General features: G+C 31.7%; 17 protein-coding genes, 2 tRNA genes and 1 CRISPR repeat array. Of the genes, 6 read left to right on the top strand and 13 right to left on the bottom strand.

The annotated features are described in order from the left end of the window. The coding region (locus AC5LAX_RS04515; RefSeq protein WP_493263644.1) for a transposase at positions 1-206 on the top strand (206 nt) is incomplete at its 5' end. Positions 207-262: 56 nt separating this feature from the next. On the opposite strand, the gene AC5LAX_RS04510 is transcribed toward AC5LAX_RS04515, so the two are convergent. The 13 genes from AC5LAX_RS04510 to AC5LAX_RS04450 form a co-directional block, all read right to left on the bottom strand. After that, positions 263-2,392, bottom strand: a complete 2,130-nt coding sequence (locus tag AC5LAX_RS04510; RefSeq protein ID WP_115151862.1) for a heavy metal translocating P-type ATPase — start codon at positions 2,390-2,392, stop codon at positions 263-265. Further along, positions 2,392-3,015, bottom strand: coding sequence for an HMA2 domain-containing protein (locus AC5LAX_RS04505; RefSeq protein WP_287793323.1), 624 nt, complete (start codon positions 3,013-3,015; stop codon positions 2,392-2,394). Before AC5LAX_RS04505 ends, AC5LAX_RS04510 begins: the two co-directional genes overlap by 1 nt. Before the next feature lie 14 nt (positions 3,016-3,029). Beyond that, positions 3,030-3,509 carry an HMA2 domain-containing protein gene (locus AC5LAX_RS04500; RefSeq protein WP_204921571.1) on the bottom strand — a complete coding sequence of 160 codons (480 nt, stop codon included), beginning with the start codon at positions 3,507-3,509 and terminating at the stop codon, positions 3,030-3,032. A gap of 89 nt (positions 3,510-3,598) precedes the next feature. Next, complete coding sequence (locus AC5LAX_RS04495; RefSeq protein ID WP_008537400.1) at positions 3,599-3,802, bottom strand: hypothetical protein; 204 nt, start codon at positions 3,800-3,802, stop codon at positions 3,599-3,601. A 69-nt stretch (positions 3,803-3,871) separates the two neighbouring features. Next, a complete protein-coding gene (locus AC5LAX_RS04490; RefSeq protein ID WP_115151864.1) occupies positions 3,872-4,078 on the bottom strand; it encodes a hypothetical protein in 207 nt (68 codons plus the stop codon). 92 nt (positions 4,079-4,170) lie between these two features. Then, on the bottom strand, positions 4,171-6,066 hold the full coding sequence (feoB, locus tag AC5LAX_RS04485) for a ferrous iron transport protein B (protein WP_288908970.1): 1,896 nt from the start codon (positions 6,064-6,066) through the stop codon (positions 4,171-4,173). Positions 6,067-6,089: 23 nt separating this feature from the next. Further along, positions 6,090-6,314, bottom strand: coding sequence for a FeoA family protein (locus AC5LAX_RS04480; protein ID WP_008537397.1), 225 nt, complete (start codon positions 6,312-6,314; stop codon positions 6,090-6,092). 204 nt (positions 6,315-6,518) lie between these two features. Further along, positions 6,519-7,586, bottom strand: a complete 1,068-nt coding sequence (gene mnmA, locus AC5LAX_RS04475) for a tRNA 2-thiouridine(34) synthase MnmA (protein WP_288908969.1) — start codon at positions 7,584-7,586, stop codon at positions 6,519-6,521. Between the two features lie 106 nt (positions 7,587-7,692). After that, complete coding sequence (locus tag AC5LAX_RS04470; protein WP_288908968.1) at positions 7,693-9,051, bottom strand: replication-associated recombination protein A; 1,359 nt, start codon at positions 9,049-9,051, stop codon at positions 7,693-7,695. A 1-nt stretch (position 9,052) separates the two neighbouring features. Continuing rightward, a complete protein-coding gene (dut, locus tag AC5LAX_RS04465) occupies positions 9,053-9,502 on the bottom strand; it encodes a dUTP diphosphatase (protein WP_115151868.1) in 450 nt (149 codons plus the stop codon). A 104-nt stretch (positions 9,503-9,606) separates the two neighbouring features. Continuing rightward, positions 9,607-9,681, bottom strand: a tRNA-Cys gene (locus tag AC5LAX_RS04460). Positions 9,682-9,684: 3 nt separating this feature from the next. Then, positions 9,685-9,759, bottom strand: a tRNA-Gly gene (locus tag AC5LAX_RS04455). 182 nt (positions 9,760-9,941) lie between these two features. Then, on the bottom strand, positions 9,942-10,286 hold the full coding sequence (locus AC5LAX_RS04450; RefSeq protein ID WP_181805708.1) for an ASCH domain-containing protein: 345 nt from the start codon (positions 10,284-10,286) through the stop codon (positions 9,942-9,944). A 260-nt stretch (positions 10,287-10,546) separates the two neighbouring features. On the opposite strand from AC5LAX_RS04450, the gene AC5LAX_RS04445 reads away from it, so the two are divergent. The 5 genes from AC5LAX_RS04445 to AC5LAX_RS04425 all read left to right on the top strand — a co-directional run bounded on the left by AC5LAX_RS04445 (position 10,547) and on the right by AC5LAX_RS04425 (position 15,890). Continuing rightward, a complete protein-coding gene (locus AC5LAX_RS04445) occupies positions 10,547-11,527 on the top strand; it encodes a biotin--[acetyl-CoA-carboxylase] ligase (protein ID WP_288909120.1) in 981 nt (326 codons plus the stop codon). 20 nt (positions 11,528-11,547) lie between these two features. Further along, positions 11,548-12,366 (top strand): type III pantothenate kinase, encoded by an 819-nt coding sequence (locus tag AC5LAX_RS04440; protein WP_008537390.1) that lies wholly within the window; start codon positions 11,548-11,550, stop codon positions 12,364-12,366. After that, positions 12,363-13,319, top strand: coding sequence for a tRNA dihydrouridine synthase DusB (gene dusB, locus AC5LAX_RS04435; RefSeq protein WP_278402756.1), 957 nt, complete (start codon positions 12,363-12,365; stop codon positions 13,317-13,319). Before AC5LAX_RS04440 ends, dusB begins: the two co-directional genes overlap by 4 nt. A gap of 322 nt (positions 13,320-13,641) precedes the next feature. Beyond that, positions 13,642-14,448: a DUF368 domain-containing protein gene (locus tag AC5LAX_RS04430; protein WP_288909122.1), complete on the top strand. Its 807-nt coding sequence runs from the start codon at positions 13,642-13,644 to the stop codon at positions 14,446-14,448. A 176-nt stretch (positions 14,449-14,624) separates the two neighbouring features. Then, positions 14,625-15,890, top strand: a complete 1,266-nt coding sequence (locus AC5LAX_RS04425; RefSeq protein ID WP_008537387.1) for an O-acetylhomoserine aminocarboxypropyltransferase/cysteine synthase family protein — start codon at positions 14,625-14,627, stop codon at positions 15,888-15,890. A 198-nt stretch (positions 15,891-16,088) separates the two neighbouring features. After that, a CRISPR array of direct repeats spans positions 16,089-16,512; the repeat unit is 30 nt; unit sequence ATTTAACTTTAACAAGTGTTGTATTTGAAT. Between the last annotated feature and the right edge of the window lie 7 nt (positions 16,513-16,519).

Genomic DNA, 16,519 nt, shown 5'->3' with positions numbered 1-16,519 from the left:
ATGCTTATGCAGCATGGCAAAGAGGTAGTAACGAAAATTCAAATGGGTTATTAAGAGAATATTATCCAAAGAAAACAGATTTAGGGAAAATATCTAATGATGATTTAATAAAAAAATTAATATTATTAAATAGTAAACCAAGAAAATGTTTAAATTGGGATAATCCATTTAATTTATTTTTAAAAGAAGTGTCGCACTTGGATTGACAATTCATCAAATAAAAAAATAGGTATGAAAAATCACACCTATTTTAATTTATTATTTATTTATTAAAAAAATTATCTTTTCCCATCAAAATTCTACTACTATTTAATACTACCGCTAAAGTAGCCGTATTATGAATAATAGCTGCTACAAGTGGATTAATTCTACCCAAAGCACCAAGAAGCATTGCCGCTGAATTAATAGTAATTGTAGCTGTAAAGTTTTGACGAATTAATTTCATTGTATTTTGACCAAGCTCTAAAGCATCCATCAATTTTATTGGATTATCTGAGTTGATAGTAATATCTGAAGACTCTACAGCTATATCAGTTCGACGACCACCAAGTGCTACACCTACATCAGCAAAGGCTAATGCTGGCGCATCATTTATACCGTCTCCTACCATCAAGACATGACTATTTTTTTGTAATTTATTTACAATTTCAGCCTTATCTTCTGGTAAAATTTCTGCATAATAACTATCAATTCCCATTTTATGTGCTACTGTATTAGCTACTTCTTCACTATCTCCAGTAAGCATTACAATCTCATCAATACCATGACGACGCATTTGATTAAAAGTCTTTTTCATTTGTGGACGAATTGGATCATTAATGATAATTAAGCCCATAAGTTTAGCATCACGTGCTACATATAAAATATTATAACCTGGCATAGTTTCAATATCATTAAATTTATCCAAACCTGTTACTTCTCTATCCATCATAAAATGATGACTACCTACAATAATATGTCCACCTTTAAAACCATCAAAATCAGCCACATTAGCTTCCATACCATGAGCTACTACTGTATCTGAATCTATATGATCAGGTACTATCCAGCCTTGTTCTTCTACATAATTTTGAATAGCCACTGCCAATGGATGTACAGAATGAATTTCCGCTGAAGCTGCTAATAATATCATTTCCTTTTCACAAACACCCTCAGCTGTATGTGTTTCTATTATCTTAGGCTCACCCACTGTAATTGTGCCAGTCTTATCCATTACTACAGTATCAATATCAGCTAAAGCTTCGATATAATTTCCACCTTTTATCAAAATTCCTTGTTTAGCTGCCATAGCCACCGCTGCTGATATAGCCGTTGCTGTAGACAATTTTAATCCACAAGAAAAATCAATAAATAATAAGTTTAAAACACGTTGCCAATCACGAGTTGCTCCATAGACAATAGCAGCCCCAATAAAAGAAATAGGTACTAACATATTAGCCATTCGATCAGCGAAATTTTGTACAGGAGCACGACGAGCTTGAGCATCTTCTACTAAATGTACAATTCTAGCAAGTGATGTATCATCTCCCACCTTTTGTACTAAAATAGTAAGTTGTCCACCCTGTACTACTGAACCTGCATATACTAGATCATCTTGTCCTTTTAAAGCAGGATTGGATTCACCTGTTATTGAAGCTTGGTCAATTGCCGCATTACCACTTAAAACCTTGCCATCAACGCAAATCTTTTCTCCAGTATGCACTGCAATAACATCATTTACCTTAATAGTTTCTATGGGTACTTTTACTTCATGTCCATCATCTTCTACACGCCATACATATTGTTGATCTAATTTCAACAAACTAGATATATGTTTTCTAGCTCGTTCTGCTGCATAAATAGTAAGCATTTCGGCTACATTAGAAAGTGTCATTAAACTTAAACTAGATTCTGGTTTACCTGCTAATACTGAAGCAATAACAGCTGTCGAAGTAAGTGTATCAGCATTTGGCTGACCATCTGTTATTAAACCTTTTAAACCATTTTTAATTACATTACGTGCAATTCCCAATACAAATAAACTACGCACAATATTTAAACTTGTATATACTTGCGGAGCAAATTTTTTCAATACTTGTAAACCCACAAAGCCTACTAAAGAAATAATTGCATCTCGTTTATAAGCTTGTAATTCATTATTGATATCTTTCTTCACTGGCAAAGTTTCTTTTGGTTTATTAACTACTGGTATATTTACTTTATAACCTAAAACCTGTATAATTGCTAATTTATTTATACTATCTTTATAAAATATACGTACTGCCTTTGAATAATATCTTACTAGAACAACATTTTTAATTGCATGTAAACGTAAAGTCAATTTATTTCTTTGATTTACAGTTAAATAAGATTGTAATGGAATTTGACAATATCTCATAGTTTGATTCGTCATTATTTACCAATTCCTCTCAAAATAGAAAATGCCCACCATAGCATTTGTGGTCCATTAGGACGTTGCCCCATAGTTAAAATCTTACGTATACCTCTTAAAGCAAAAAAACTTGATACTAGTACACGTAAATCTATGACATTATTTGTTTTTTTCTTAACCCATTCATTTATCTCTTTCACTACCATTAAAATAGTATCACTAGCCATAGTAGTTGCTTGATTACTCATTTGAGTTACTTTATGTTTAACAGCAAATACCTTGTTTTTCAACTGTGCAAATATATCATCTATAATATTTTCTACACAACTATATATAATAAGTAAACTTCCCGTATTAATATTAGTAGTAACTTCTTTTATATATGGTAACTCTTTCAATTTTAAACTTAATACTTTAGCTAATTTTTCATTTTGTTTTAAAGCATCAATATAATAACGGCGACGCCCTTTTATAGCATGTGCCAAACGAAAACTTTGTGCTTTTATTTCTTCATTTATAGTATTCAATCCTTGATGTAGTTCTGAAAAACTAAAAGTTTTATTATTTCCTCCATCTTTAGAAAAAAATTTTAATAATTGTTGTCCAATAGTTAATCCAATAGCCATACCAGATGCATATGACATAAAATCCACCTCACTTATCTATTTGCACGTTTTTTTATATATGCTTCAATCTCACAAAGTTCTTTATTAGTTTTTATTTTTGCTGGTTGATATTCAATAAGAACAGAACCTGTTATTGTATTTATAGTAACTTTGTCTAGTTCATTATATTTAGCCATAGTTTCTTCAACTTTTAACTTTAATTGTGCATTATTTATTAAAGCTTTACTATAAACACGAATACGTCCTGGTATATAAGAACCTACTGTTACTGATTTTAAAAACCAATCCATCTTAGATGTTGGTATACCCACTGCATTTAGAATATTCATTTGACTAAAACCCTTCTTCACATTATTTTTCATCACTTTTTTATATTGATACGCATGTGCTAAAGATAAAGCTGTCCAAGCTATTCCAAATACAGTATGTATTTTTTTACTTCCTGTTACCAAAGATAAAACAGTACCTGTCATTCCAACAGCTAAAGGAATTCCTAAACTCATCTTTTTCATAATACATTCTCCATATATTATTTTTTATAAAAATACACATAGATTTTAAAAAAGGAGTGTTTTAATAAACACTCCTTTCTTTATTGAAATTATTTAACTTCAGCAGCTTGCTGTGCAGCAATCATATCTTCTAAAGCTTCTTTTTGACGAACAAGTTCTTCCATAGACACTTGTTCTTGTCCTTCCGCAATAACAGGTTGTTGCTGAACACGATTTTGCATATATTTATAACCAAATGCACCTGCTACCACACCTACAGCTAAACCAATCCAAAAATCTGTTCTTGTAAACATAATCAAGACTCCTTTTAATATAATATATAATAGACCTTTTATTATAAAGCAAAATGCCTATAATCATTATCAATGCTGTTTATCTTTGACCTTAGAAGTTAGCTTATTATCTGTTCCACAGCAATCACAATGGCAACCGCCAGAACAACCATTATTTGTACCACAAGAATCACATTTTCCTGAAGAAAAATTATGATAAATGCGTTTCAACCCAAAAAGGAAACCGATCACTATTACAGCAAAAATTACCCAAGTGGCAATATCACCTGTTGTCATTTAAAAGCCTCCTTCTAATCTATGATATATTATCAAATACTTTTAGTTTTTATATTATATCATAAATAAAATTAATTAACAATAAATATTAATTAAAAACCAAGTAATGTACCAATCTGATATACTAATAAAGATACTATCCAAGCTAATACAAAAGTGCCTACAGCTGAAAATAACATCCATTTCCAACCACCAGCTTCTTTTTTAATAGTACCAAGTGCTGTCATACAAGGCGTATATAACTGACTAAATACCATAAAGGCTAACGCAGACATAGTAGTAAATGCTACTTGTAATCCAGTATTAGCTACCATACCTACAGCTTCAACAGTTTCTGTATCTGGACTTAAATCAGGTAAACCATATAAAATACCCATTGTAGAAATAACAGCTTCTTTAGCCATAATACCCGTAATAACAGCAGAACCAGCTTCCCAAGTATCAAAACCATGGAAAACAAACAATGTAGACATCATGCCACCGAGAGTTGCTAAGAACGATTCTGACATATCTTCTACTTGTCCACCAAAATTATAACTACTTAAGAACCATAAAATTACAGACATAGCAAAGATTATTGTACCTGCTTTTATGAGATAACCTTTACCTTTATCCCATGTTTCTAACAATACTGTTTTCATATCTGGTATACGGTACGGTGGTAATTCCAATACAAAGCTTGTATTATCCTTTTTAAATACAGTTCTACTTAAAACACTAGATGCTAAAATAGCTCCTACAATACCCACAAGATACATTGCAAATACCACATCAGCAGCATTTTCACCAAAGAAAATAGCTCCAAATAATGCCATTACTGGAAGTTTAGCACCACAAGTTAAAAACGGTGTTACTAAAATAGTTATCATACGGTCTTTTTCTGAATCTAACGCTCTAGCTCCCATAATACCTGGAACAGCACAACCGAAACCACAAATAATAGGCATCAATGCTTTACCACTAAGACCAGCGCGGCGCATAATTGGGTCCATGACGAAAGCCACACGAGCCATATATCCTGTACCATCTAAGAAACTCAAACAGAAAAATAACGTGAAAATAAGTGGCACAAAGGTAAGCACTCCACCTACACCAGCTATAATACCATCACATACTAAAGAATGTAACCAATCAGCTACACCTAATCCAATCAACGCTTCATCTGCCCAACCATAAAAATCTTCATTTATAAGTACATCTAATTCATCAGCAATCGGTTGACCAATCCATGTAAAAGTAATCTGGAATACAAGATATAACATTAATACTAAAATAGGTAATGCCATAAAGCCATTAGCTAATATTTTATCAATCTTTTCAGTGAGATTATTACCTACATTTTCCTTAACGACAACTTGCTCTACAATTTTATCAATAAAAGCATAACGAGCTTCAATAATTGCTTCTTCTAATTCTTCTTTATCGCTAATAGTAGCTTTTAACTTTTCAATATTAGCAATATGTTCTTCCACCTGTTGAGAATTTTTATAACTGTCCATCACTGTAGAAGTGAAAATATCTAATAATTTATTAGTGGATTTTTTACTGCGACCTACAGTTTCTACTACAGGCATTCCTAATAATTTTTCTAACTTAGCTGTAGAAATTTTAATTCCTTTTCTATTCGCTTCGTCCATCATATTAAGGTCAACTAATACAGGAATACGACACTCTAACAATTGTAAACATAAAAATAAATTACGTTCAATATTAGAAGAATCAATGACATCTACAATGATATCAGGTTTTTCTCCACTTAAATAGTTTTCTACGATAATTTCTTCTGGAGAACGTCCATTTATGCTATATGTACCAGGTAAATCCATTACAGATATAGCTCTATCTTTATGTTTTGTATAACCCACTTTTTTATCTACTGTAACTCCTGGCCAGTTACCAATTTTTTGTCTAATACCAGTTAATTCATTGAATATTGTTGATTTCCCAGTATTGGGATTTCCTATCAACGCTACGGATAATGTTGCCACTATTATCTCCCTCCCATTAATTATTAAGCAATTTGAGTAACTGCAATCTTTGCCGCATCAGATAAACGAATAGACATATTAAAAGAACGAATAGATATCGCAATCGGGTCTCCAAGTGGCGCTGAACGCAATACCTTTACTTTTGTACCTTTTACCATTCCCATACTCATAAGACGCTCTTTCAATTCTGAAGCCTCTATAGATTCAACTTTTACTACCATTCCTGGTTTTGCTTCCTTTAAAGTCATAATATTCCTCCTTCTATTTTAAAATCTTTCTTTATATTTGTTTTTGATTTTGATAATAATTATTATCTCTGTTAACAACTGCATTATATAGCAAATGATAATCTATGTCAATAAAAATGATAAACATTATCTGTATAATTATATTTATTCTCAATAAAATAAAAAGCAAGAGTACCATCTACCCTTGCTTTTATAGTTAATATATTATCTTATTATATTTTTAATTACACCGCCACCGCCAACAATTTCATCTTCGTAAAATACTACAGATTGCCCTGGTGTAATTGCTCTTTGTGGTTCACTAAATAAAATTTTAGCCAAATTGCCATTATCTAATGGTTCCACAGTACATTCACATTCTTTAGCGCCATAACGAATTTTAGCAGTAGTAACAAATTTTTCAGTGAAATCATCTCTTGTGATAAAGTTTAAATCTTTAGCTACTAATCCTTTAGCAAAAACATCTTTATTTTCACCAACAATTACACGATTACGTTTCACATCTAAACCGACTACATATAATGGATGAGCAGCAGCTATACCTAATCCTTTTCTTTGCCCCACAGTATATAATGGTACACCTTCATGTCGACCCAATTTATTACCATTGACATCAACAATATCACCAGGTTTTAAAATATGTGGTGCTTTTGTTTTTAAATAAGCTTTATAGTCATCATTTGGAATAAAACAAATCTCCTGACTTTCAGGCTTATTAGCTACTGGTAAATTCATTTTTCCAGCTAATTCACGAGTTTTTTCCTTGCTATAATTTCCAAGTGGCAACATAAAATGCTTTAATACATCTTGTGTCAAAGTATATAAAACATATGATTGGTCTTTTCTTACATCTAAACCTTTTTTTAATAAATATCTACCTGTTTTTTCATCTTGTTCAATACGTGCATAATGACCAGTAGCTACACAATCTGCACCTAATTCTAAGCAATCTTTCAATAAACTACCAAATTTTACAGTATTATTACATCTCACACAAGGATTAGGTGTTCTACCCTTTGCATATTCACTGATAAAATATTTTATTACATCATCTTTAAATTTCTTATGATAATTAACTACATAATGTGGAATATGCAACGCATCTGCTACTTTTTTAGCATCACTGACAGCAGTTGAACCACCTGCTTCTCTACTTTCATCACTTAAAGTCATAGTTACACCAATGACATCATAACCTTGTTCTATCAATAAAGCAGCTGTAAGCGAACTATCTACGCCACCGCTCATAGCTACTGCTACCTTTTTTTTCATCTTCTTTTCCCCTCTAAAAATCTATCTGCAAATAACAAATATATATTTCCTAGTAAATAACTAAGATATATTCATATACTAACAAACTAATGCTTCTTTGTCAAAATTAAGAATTTATTTTTTCACAAAACTGCATATATTTACCAATTTTTTCTTCATATCCATTTGATGTTGGCATATAATATTTAGCATTTTTTATTTTATCAGGCAAATACTGTTGTTTCACTATATGATATGGATAATCATGAGCATATTTATAATCTACACCATGACCAAGCTTTTTAGCACCTTTATAATGACAATCTCTTAAATGTATTGGTACTTGCCCACAATCTTGACTTTTTACTTGCTCTATAGCTTTATCAATCGCTAAATAACTGGCATTACTTTTAGGCGCAGATGCTATATATGTTACTGCTTGTGCAAGTGGTATACGAGCTTCAGGCATACCCAAAAATTGAACAGCTTGCACTGTAGCCATAGCCAAAACTAAAGCTTGTGGGTCTGCATTTCCCACATCTTCGGAGGCACAGATAGCAATTCTTCGAGCAATAAAATTAATATCTTCACCTGCTACTAACATTCTTGCTAAATAGTGCAACGCCGCATCAGGGTCGCTTCCCCTCATACTCTTGATAAATGCCGATACTATATCATAGTGATTATCACCGTTTTTATCATACGTCTGAATTTTTTCACTGATAATACTTTCAATAATTTCTTTATTGATATTATGATTTTGCTCTAACGCCACATCGCCAGCTTGCTCTAATATATTCAAAGCCACTCTAGCATCGCCACCAGCATATTGAGCTATTATCGATAATATTTCATCATCATATTTAAATTCATATTTACCCAAACCGCGAACTTTATCTTCTAAAGCTACTTTTAAGATATCAATTAAATTTTGTTCATCTAATAATTCTAATTTTACTACACGAACTCTAGATAATAACGCATGATTTACTTCAAAATACGGATTTTCTGTAGTAGCACCAATCAAGATAATTCTACCATCTTCAACATAAGGCAATAATACATCTTGTTGAGCCTTATTAAAACGATGTATTTCATCTAAAAATATAATTGTACGTTTACGATAATATCTTCTATTTTCATCAGCTTTTTCAATGATTTTACGCACATCAGAGATACCAGCAGAAACCGCATTTAGTCGAGAAAAATCACTTTTTGTCATACCTGCAATCATTTTCGCAAGCGTTGTCTTTCCTGTACCTGGAGGCCCATATAAAATCATCGAAGGTATTTTATCTTCTTGTACCATTCTACGCAAAAATGATTTTTTACCCAGTATTTTTTCCTGTCCTATATATTCATCAAAATTACGTGGTCGCATTCTTTCAGCTAATGGACGATAGTCTTCATCCATCTCTATAGTATTTTCGCTTATACTTTCATTATTTTCACTAGCCATTGCTGAAAATAAGTCTAAATCTTGCATATTATTCTCCTGTTGAACCAAAACCGCCACTTCTTATAGTATCAACATTTTTTTCATCATCTATAGTTAAAAATTTATAAAAAATGGCTTGAGCTATTCTCATACCTTTAGTAATTTCTACATCTTCATCACCAAAGTTTATCAGACCAATCATTATATGACCTTCATTATCTTCATTGTTATAATAATCTGCATCAATAACACCTTGAGAATTTACTAAATTCAAATGCTTTTTAAAAGCTAAACTAGAACGAATATGTATACCTAAATATTCATCATCTTGCATATAAGCTTTTAATCCTGTTGCAATTACTGCCATTTGCCCAGCTTTTATAATTTTATCTTCAGCAGCTTCGATATCATAACCTGCTGATTTACTTGTTTTTCGAGTTGGTAAATTTATATGTTTATCTTTAAAATCACTCACTATTTCAAAACCACGATTACGCAAAAAAACAACTCCTTAAAATTATATTTAATATTTTTCATAGCTCAATATTTTATTATATAACAAAAAATGCACTGTGCAATCACACAGTGCATAATAAATTCATTTGGAGGCGGCACCCAGATTTGAACTGGGGAATAAAGGTTTTGCAGACCTCTGCCTTACCACTTGGCTATGCCGCCGTCTGGAGCGGAAAACGAGGCTCGAACTCGCGACCCTCACCTTGGCAAGGTGATGCTCTACCACTGAGCTACTTCCGCATTTGACGTTTTTTGTCTGCCGCTGTATCAGCGACATGTATTATTATATGCATAACAAAGTATTTTGTCAACAACTTTTTAAAAATTTTTTTAAAAAAGTTTTCAAAGCTCTAAAAAGCCTAATAAATAAGCTATTTCCCCATTATATAAAAATGAAAAAATAGCTTATTATTCAATATTTCTTAAAGAACTTCAGAAAAATATATTACTGTTACAGTATCATCTAAAGTAATTCGACGTTGATAAATATTTTCAAAATCTAAACGCAATCCTTCTAATGAATCAATTTCTGGATTTTGATGACCTAAATCTCTTGAAGTTAATTCAGCGAATTTTTTTACGCGAACTTTATCAATGATTGCTGTATACAATCTTTTTTTCACTTCATATTTTTTACCAGTAGTAATCCATACTATAGAACTTTCTGGATATTGATTGCGAACGTCTCCTAAGCGAACAGTACAATTTTTTTTACGTGACATAATCAATTCTTCATGTTTTTTTGCCTGAAAGTTTAATGCCATCATTATAATCAGCCTCCAATTTATAAAATATAATTTAATTCTTAAAATATTTAAAGATATATATTATATATTTTACTAAAATTTGTAAAAATCCTTTTTTCTTCTAAAATTTATTGTCTAACTTTATTGCGAATATGACTTTGTTAAGCTATTATATATTTTAACAATCAAGATTTTTATTAATTTATTTATTATATTTATATCACAAAACAAAATTTTAAAGAAAAGAGGGTAGCTATTGTTATTTTATAACAATTTTTATTATGCGTTCTCAAATCTTAAACTTATTAAAACAAAATGGCAACAAATTTTTATCCGGTGAATACTTAGCTGATACACTAAAAGTATCTCGAACTGCTATCTGGAAACATATAAAAGCACTACGTGATAGTGGCTATAATATTGAAAGTGTTCCTAGAAGTGGTTATCGTTTGATTGACTCTCCAGATTTATTATCAAGCGAAGAAATAAAATCTTCTCTTACCACTAAAATATTAGGTTCTGAAATTTTATATTTTGAAACTGTAGACTCCACAAATACCCAAGCAAAAAAAATAGCACTTCAAGGTGTTAAAGATGGTACTATCATCATCAGTGAAGAGCAAGGTGGTGGTAGAGGCAGATTATCTCGCTCTTTCTTTTCTCCTAAATATAAAGGGATTTGGTTTTCTGTCATTTTAAAACCAAAATTTTTACCTCAAGAAGCACCAAAATGCACATTGATGGCTGCTACTGCTATCACCAAAGCTATCGAAGATGTTACTGGTGTAAAAGTGGGTATTAAATGGCCTAATGATGTTTTATATAAAGGAAAAAAATTAGTAGGTATTTTGACAGAAATGAATGCTGAAATGGATTGTATAAATTACATCATTATTGGTATGGGAATTAATGTCAATATTGATAAAGAAGAAATGCCTGAAGAAATTCAAAATATCGCTACTTCTTTAAGCCAAATTACAGGCAAAAAAATTTCTCGTTTAAAACTTTTAAATAAAATCTTGTATTACTTAGAACATTTGTATATAATCTGTCAAGAGGAAGGTTTTGCACCTATTCTTGATGAATGGCGTAAATATTCCATTACTTTAAATCAACATATCCGTGTAATCGGCACAAATGAAGTCTTAGAAGGAATTGCTGTGGATATTGATGACGATGGTGCTCTTCTTGTAAATATTGATGGACAAATAAAACGTGTGTTAGCAGGCGATGTTTCTATTCGACCAGTACAAAACCGCTAAACTCACAGATGGAGGATAAAATGCTTTTAGTTTTTGACATTGGTAACAGTAATATCGTTATGGGGGCTTATGATGGTAAAAAACTTTATCGTCATTGGCGAATTTCCACCGACCGACAAAAAACTGGCGATGAGTATGGTATGCTCATAAACGAACTGTTCCGTTTCCAAGGTATGGATATGAACGATATCGATGATATTATTATCTCATCTGTTGTTCCCCCTCTTGTTATTCCTATTAGTAAAATGTGTGAACGTTATTTCAAAATAAAACCATTACTTGTAGGTCCTGGTATAAAAACTGGCATTCGCTTAGTTTATGAAAATCCACGCCTTTTAGGTGCTGACCGTATTGTAAATGTTGTTGGTGCTTTTGAACAATATGGTGGTCCTTTAATTGTAATCGATATCGGTACTGCTACTACTTTTGATGTAGTAAATGATAAAGGTGATTTTTTAGGTGGTGTAATAGCTCCTGGTATCGGTATGTCAGCAGATGCTTTATTCCAAAAGGCTGCTAATTTGCCTCGTATAGAACTTGTTACTCCTAAAAATGTAATTTGCCATAATACTATTACAAATATGCAATCTGGTATTATCTATGGTGCTGTAGGGCAAATAGATGGTATTGTAAATCGTATAAAAAAAGAATATGGTAAAGATATGACTGTAATCGCAACTGGTGGACTTGCTCGCATGATTGCGGAAGAGTCTAGCACTATTGATAAAACAGATCATTTCTTAACTTTGACTGGTCTTCGCGTTCTCTATGAACGTAATGCTGCTTCAAGAAAGGGGTACTTAGAAAGGTTAAAAAATAAGCCTTCAAATAATTTATGAAAATAGGAAACTTAGAAATAACTACTCCCGTATTTTTAGCACCTATGGCTGGTGTAACTGATACTGCTTATTGTATTTTAGCTCAACGTATGGGCTGTGGTCTCGTTTATTCTGAAATGGTCAGCGACCAAGGCATTAATTTTCGCAATGAACGAACTTTAGAAATGTTAAAGACTGTTCCTGAACAAAGACCTTTAGCTATTCAATTATTCAGTGGCAATCCTGAACGTATGTATAAAGCAGCTAGTTTTGTAGCTTCTTTGAATTGTTGTGATATGATTGACATAAATATGGGTTGCCCTGCACCGAAGATTGTACGCAATAATGAGGGTTCAGCTTTGATGAAAGATCCTGTTTTGGCATATGAAATAATGTGTGCTACGCGTGAAGCTGTAAAAGATATGCCTGTTACTGTAAAAATGCGTAAGGGCTGGGATAGTGAACACTGTAATGTCGTTGAAATGGCTGGTCTTGCTCAAAAAGCTGGGCTTGATGCTATTGCTGTTCATGGCAGAACTAGGGAAGAATTTTATCGTGGTCATGCCGATTGGGATATTATTCGCGAGGTTAAACAATCTGTTGATATTCCTGTCATCGGTAATGGTGATGTTAGAACTTGCCAGGATTTAAAAAATATTTTTGAACGTACTGGTTGTGATGCTGTCATGATTGGTCGTGGGGCTCAGGGTAATCCTTGGATTTTCCGCCGTTTTAAAGAATTTTTATTTACTGGTGTTGATCCTGGTGAACCTAGCATTGATGAAAGAAAACAGGTTATTTTAGAACATTTGGATATGCTTTTGAAATGGAAGGGCGATTATATTGGTCCTCGTGAGATGAGAAAGCATGCTACGTGGTATACTCATGGCTTGTATGGCAGTGCTAGTTTGAGACAGAAGTTTAATTCGGCTGTTTGTAGGGAAGATTTCGTTAAAATTTTAAATGATATGTGATTATATGATTTTATCTAGTTAAATTAGAGCGATGTTTTTACATCGCTTTTTATTTATTTTTTCGTCTAGACTTTTGCTAAGCTTGCTACTTTTAAATTACCTCTATTTTACACTGTCTTCTGTCTTTTATTTTCTTTTTTAATTGATGATTTGATTTTGTAAAATCTTTGTAAAATCTTTCTTTGTTAATTGACTTTATTTTTTACAAACTATACAATTATAGTATGTTTTGAAAATCTCATATTAGGCATAACCTTTTATAGGCTATGTCTTTTTTATTGTCAATTTATTTTTTATTTTAGAAGGGGTTTTGTTTACTTTTATGAGAAATTATGTTGTAACTTTTGCTAAGTCGTTAGTTGTTGGGTCTACCATGCTGGTTCCTGGTGTTAGTGGCGGTTCTATGGCTATGATACTTGGGATTTATACTAAATTAATTTCTTCTGTAAGTTCATTCATGAAAAATAAATTTAGAAATTCTCTTTTTTTAACTATATTTTTATCAGGTTCTTTAATAGGTATTGTTTCTTTTTCTAAACCTATTTTGCATTTAATTGAAACTTATCCTATGCCTATGCTTTATTTCTTTATGGGTGCTGTAGCAGGCAGTGTGCCTTTGATGTTTCGCGAGGCTAAATTAACTAAATTTTCCTGGACAGTCCCTATATATGTCGCTATTGGTTTTTTAATTGTTCTTTTTTTTGAAATGTCTCCTATAAGTACTGTAACTACAAATGATGCTACTAATTGGTATACTTATTTATTGTTAGTTGTCGCTGGTTTTATAGCTGCTATTGCTCTTGTTCTACCAGGAATAAGCGTTTCTTATATGCTTTTATTGATGGGATTATATGATGAAACTATGCGTGCAGCTTCTGAATTTTACTTACCATTTTTAATTCCATTAGGATTTGGTCTAGTTGTAGGTATTCTACTAACTACTAAGTTATTAGAAAAGCTTATGCAAAACTATCCTCAACCTACTTTTTTAATTATCCTTGGGTTCATTTTAGGTTCTATCTTGGAACTTTATCCAGGTATTCCGCAAAATGAAGAAATTTTTATCTGTGTTTTAACTTTGATTTTAGGATTTGGTATTATTAAATATATTTCTTCTAAAGATGTTTAAACAAAAAACTAGCAGGTATTTATTTTACTTGCTAGTTTTTTCTTTTTATCTAAAAATATATTCAGCTTTTAAACATATTTACAATAAATAATTTTCTTCATGTATATAAATACTTTCTATTTTGTCTATAATGTTTTATAATATAATTTATATTTTACTAAGGAGGCTATTTTTTTATGAAAGACGCTACTAAATGTTTACATTCTGGATACAGCCCTAAAAATACTGAACCTCGTGTCATGCCAATTGTGCAAAGCACTACATATGTTTATGACTCTACTGATGATGTTGCTGCTGTTTTCGATGAACCTACTAAATCTTTAATTTATTCTCGTTTTGCTAATCCTACAGTCATGGCTGTTGAAAATAAAATTGCTGACCTTGAAGGTGGCGTTGGTGCTATGTGCACTACTTCTGGTCAAGCTGCTAACTTACTTGCTATTTTAAATATCTGTAATGCTGGTGATAGCTTTATTTCTACTACTCAAATCTATGGTGGTACTGTAAATCTTTTCGCTTTCACTTTAAAAAAATTAGGTATTGAATGTATCTTTGTTGGTCATGATGCTACTGATGAAGAAATTCATGCTGCTTTTAAACCTAATACTAAAGCTGTTTTTGGTGAAACTTTAGCTAATCCTGCATTGACTGTTTTTGATATCGAACGTTATGCAAATATCGCTCATGCTCATGGTGTTCCTTTGATTGTGGATAACACTTTTGCAACTCCTATCTTATGCAAACCATTTGAATTTGGTGCTGATATTGTTACTCATTCCACTAGTAAATATATGGACGGTCATGCACTTCAAATCGGTGGTGTAATCGTTGATAGCGGTAATTTCAACTGGGACAATGGTAATTTCCCTGAATTAGTAGAACCAGATCCATCTTATCATGGTCTTTCCTATACAAAAACTTATGGTAAACAAGCTTATATTTTAAAAGCTAGAATGCAGTTAATGCGTGATTTCGGTTGCTATCCAGCTGCACATTCTGCATTTTTATTAAACTTAGGTTTAGAAACTTTACCTGTACGTATGAAACAATACTGCGAAAATGCTCTTACTGTTGCTAAATATTTAGAAAGCAATGATAAAGTAGAAAGCGTTATGTACCCTGCTCTTGAAAGCAATGAATCTTATCCTCTTGCTAAAAAATATTTAAAAGGTTGCAGTGGTGTTATCACTTTTGTAATCAAAGGTGGCAAAGAAAACGCTGTTAAATTCATGGACTCCTTAAAATTAGCTTCTAATGAAGTTCATGTTGCTGATATTCGTACTTGTGTTCTTCACCCAGCAAGTGAAACACATCGTCAATTGACAGATGAACAACTCGAAGCTGCTGGTATCAATAGCGGTATGGTTCGTTTCTCTGTAGGTCTTGAAGATATCAATGATATTTTAGATGACTTAAAACAAGCTTTTGCTAATGTAAAATAATTATTTAAAGGCATTTGTGTAAACAAGTGCCTTTTTATTTTCCCAGCCATTTTCTAGTTTAAAACCTGAAATCCTTATAAATAAAGGATTTATAAAAAATCACCCAAAATCCTCAATCGCTGGTAAAAACTCATATAAATATTGATATTTCAACCTTTATAAACTATAATTATTTATAAAAGTGTTAATTTTACTGGCATTTAACTTTAACAAGTGTTGTATTTGAATTGACTATTTTTCTCTTATTGTAGACCAAAAAATACAATTTAACTTTAACAAGTGTTGTATTTGAATATAATGTTTTGGCATTCTCCAAGGATTGAGTCAAATATTTAACTTTAACAAGTGTTGTATTTGAATAAGATAGCTCCTGTCCAGCCTTTAGTTTTTCCTCATTTAACTTTAACAAGTGTTGTATTTGAATAATAATGCAAGATACTGGCGATACTACAAATAGAGTATTTAACTTTAACAAGTGTTGTATTTGAATTGGAAATTAGGAGAAAAACCATTTACAACAATTTATATTTAACTTTAACAAGTGTTGTATTTGAATTATCATTTTTATAATTATTGTATTCTATAATTATGTATTTAACTTTAACAAGTGTTGTATTTGAATTGTAGGT

It is taken from the genome of Megamonas sp. (genome assembly GCF_986095205.1).
The sequence above is the reverse complement of the archived record's forward strand: the minus strand, read 5'-3'. Positions and strand labels throughout refer to the sequence as shown.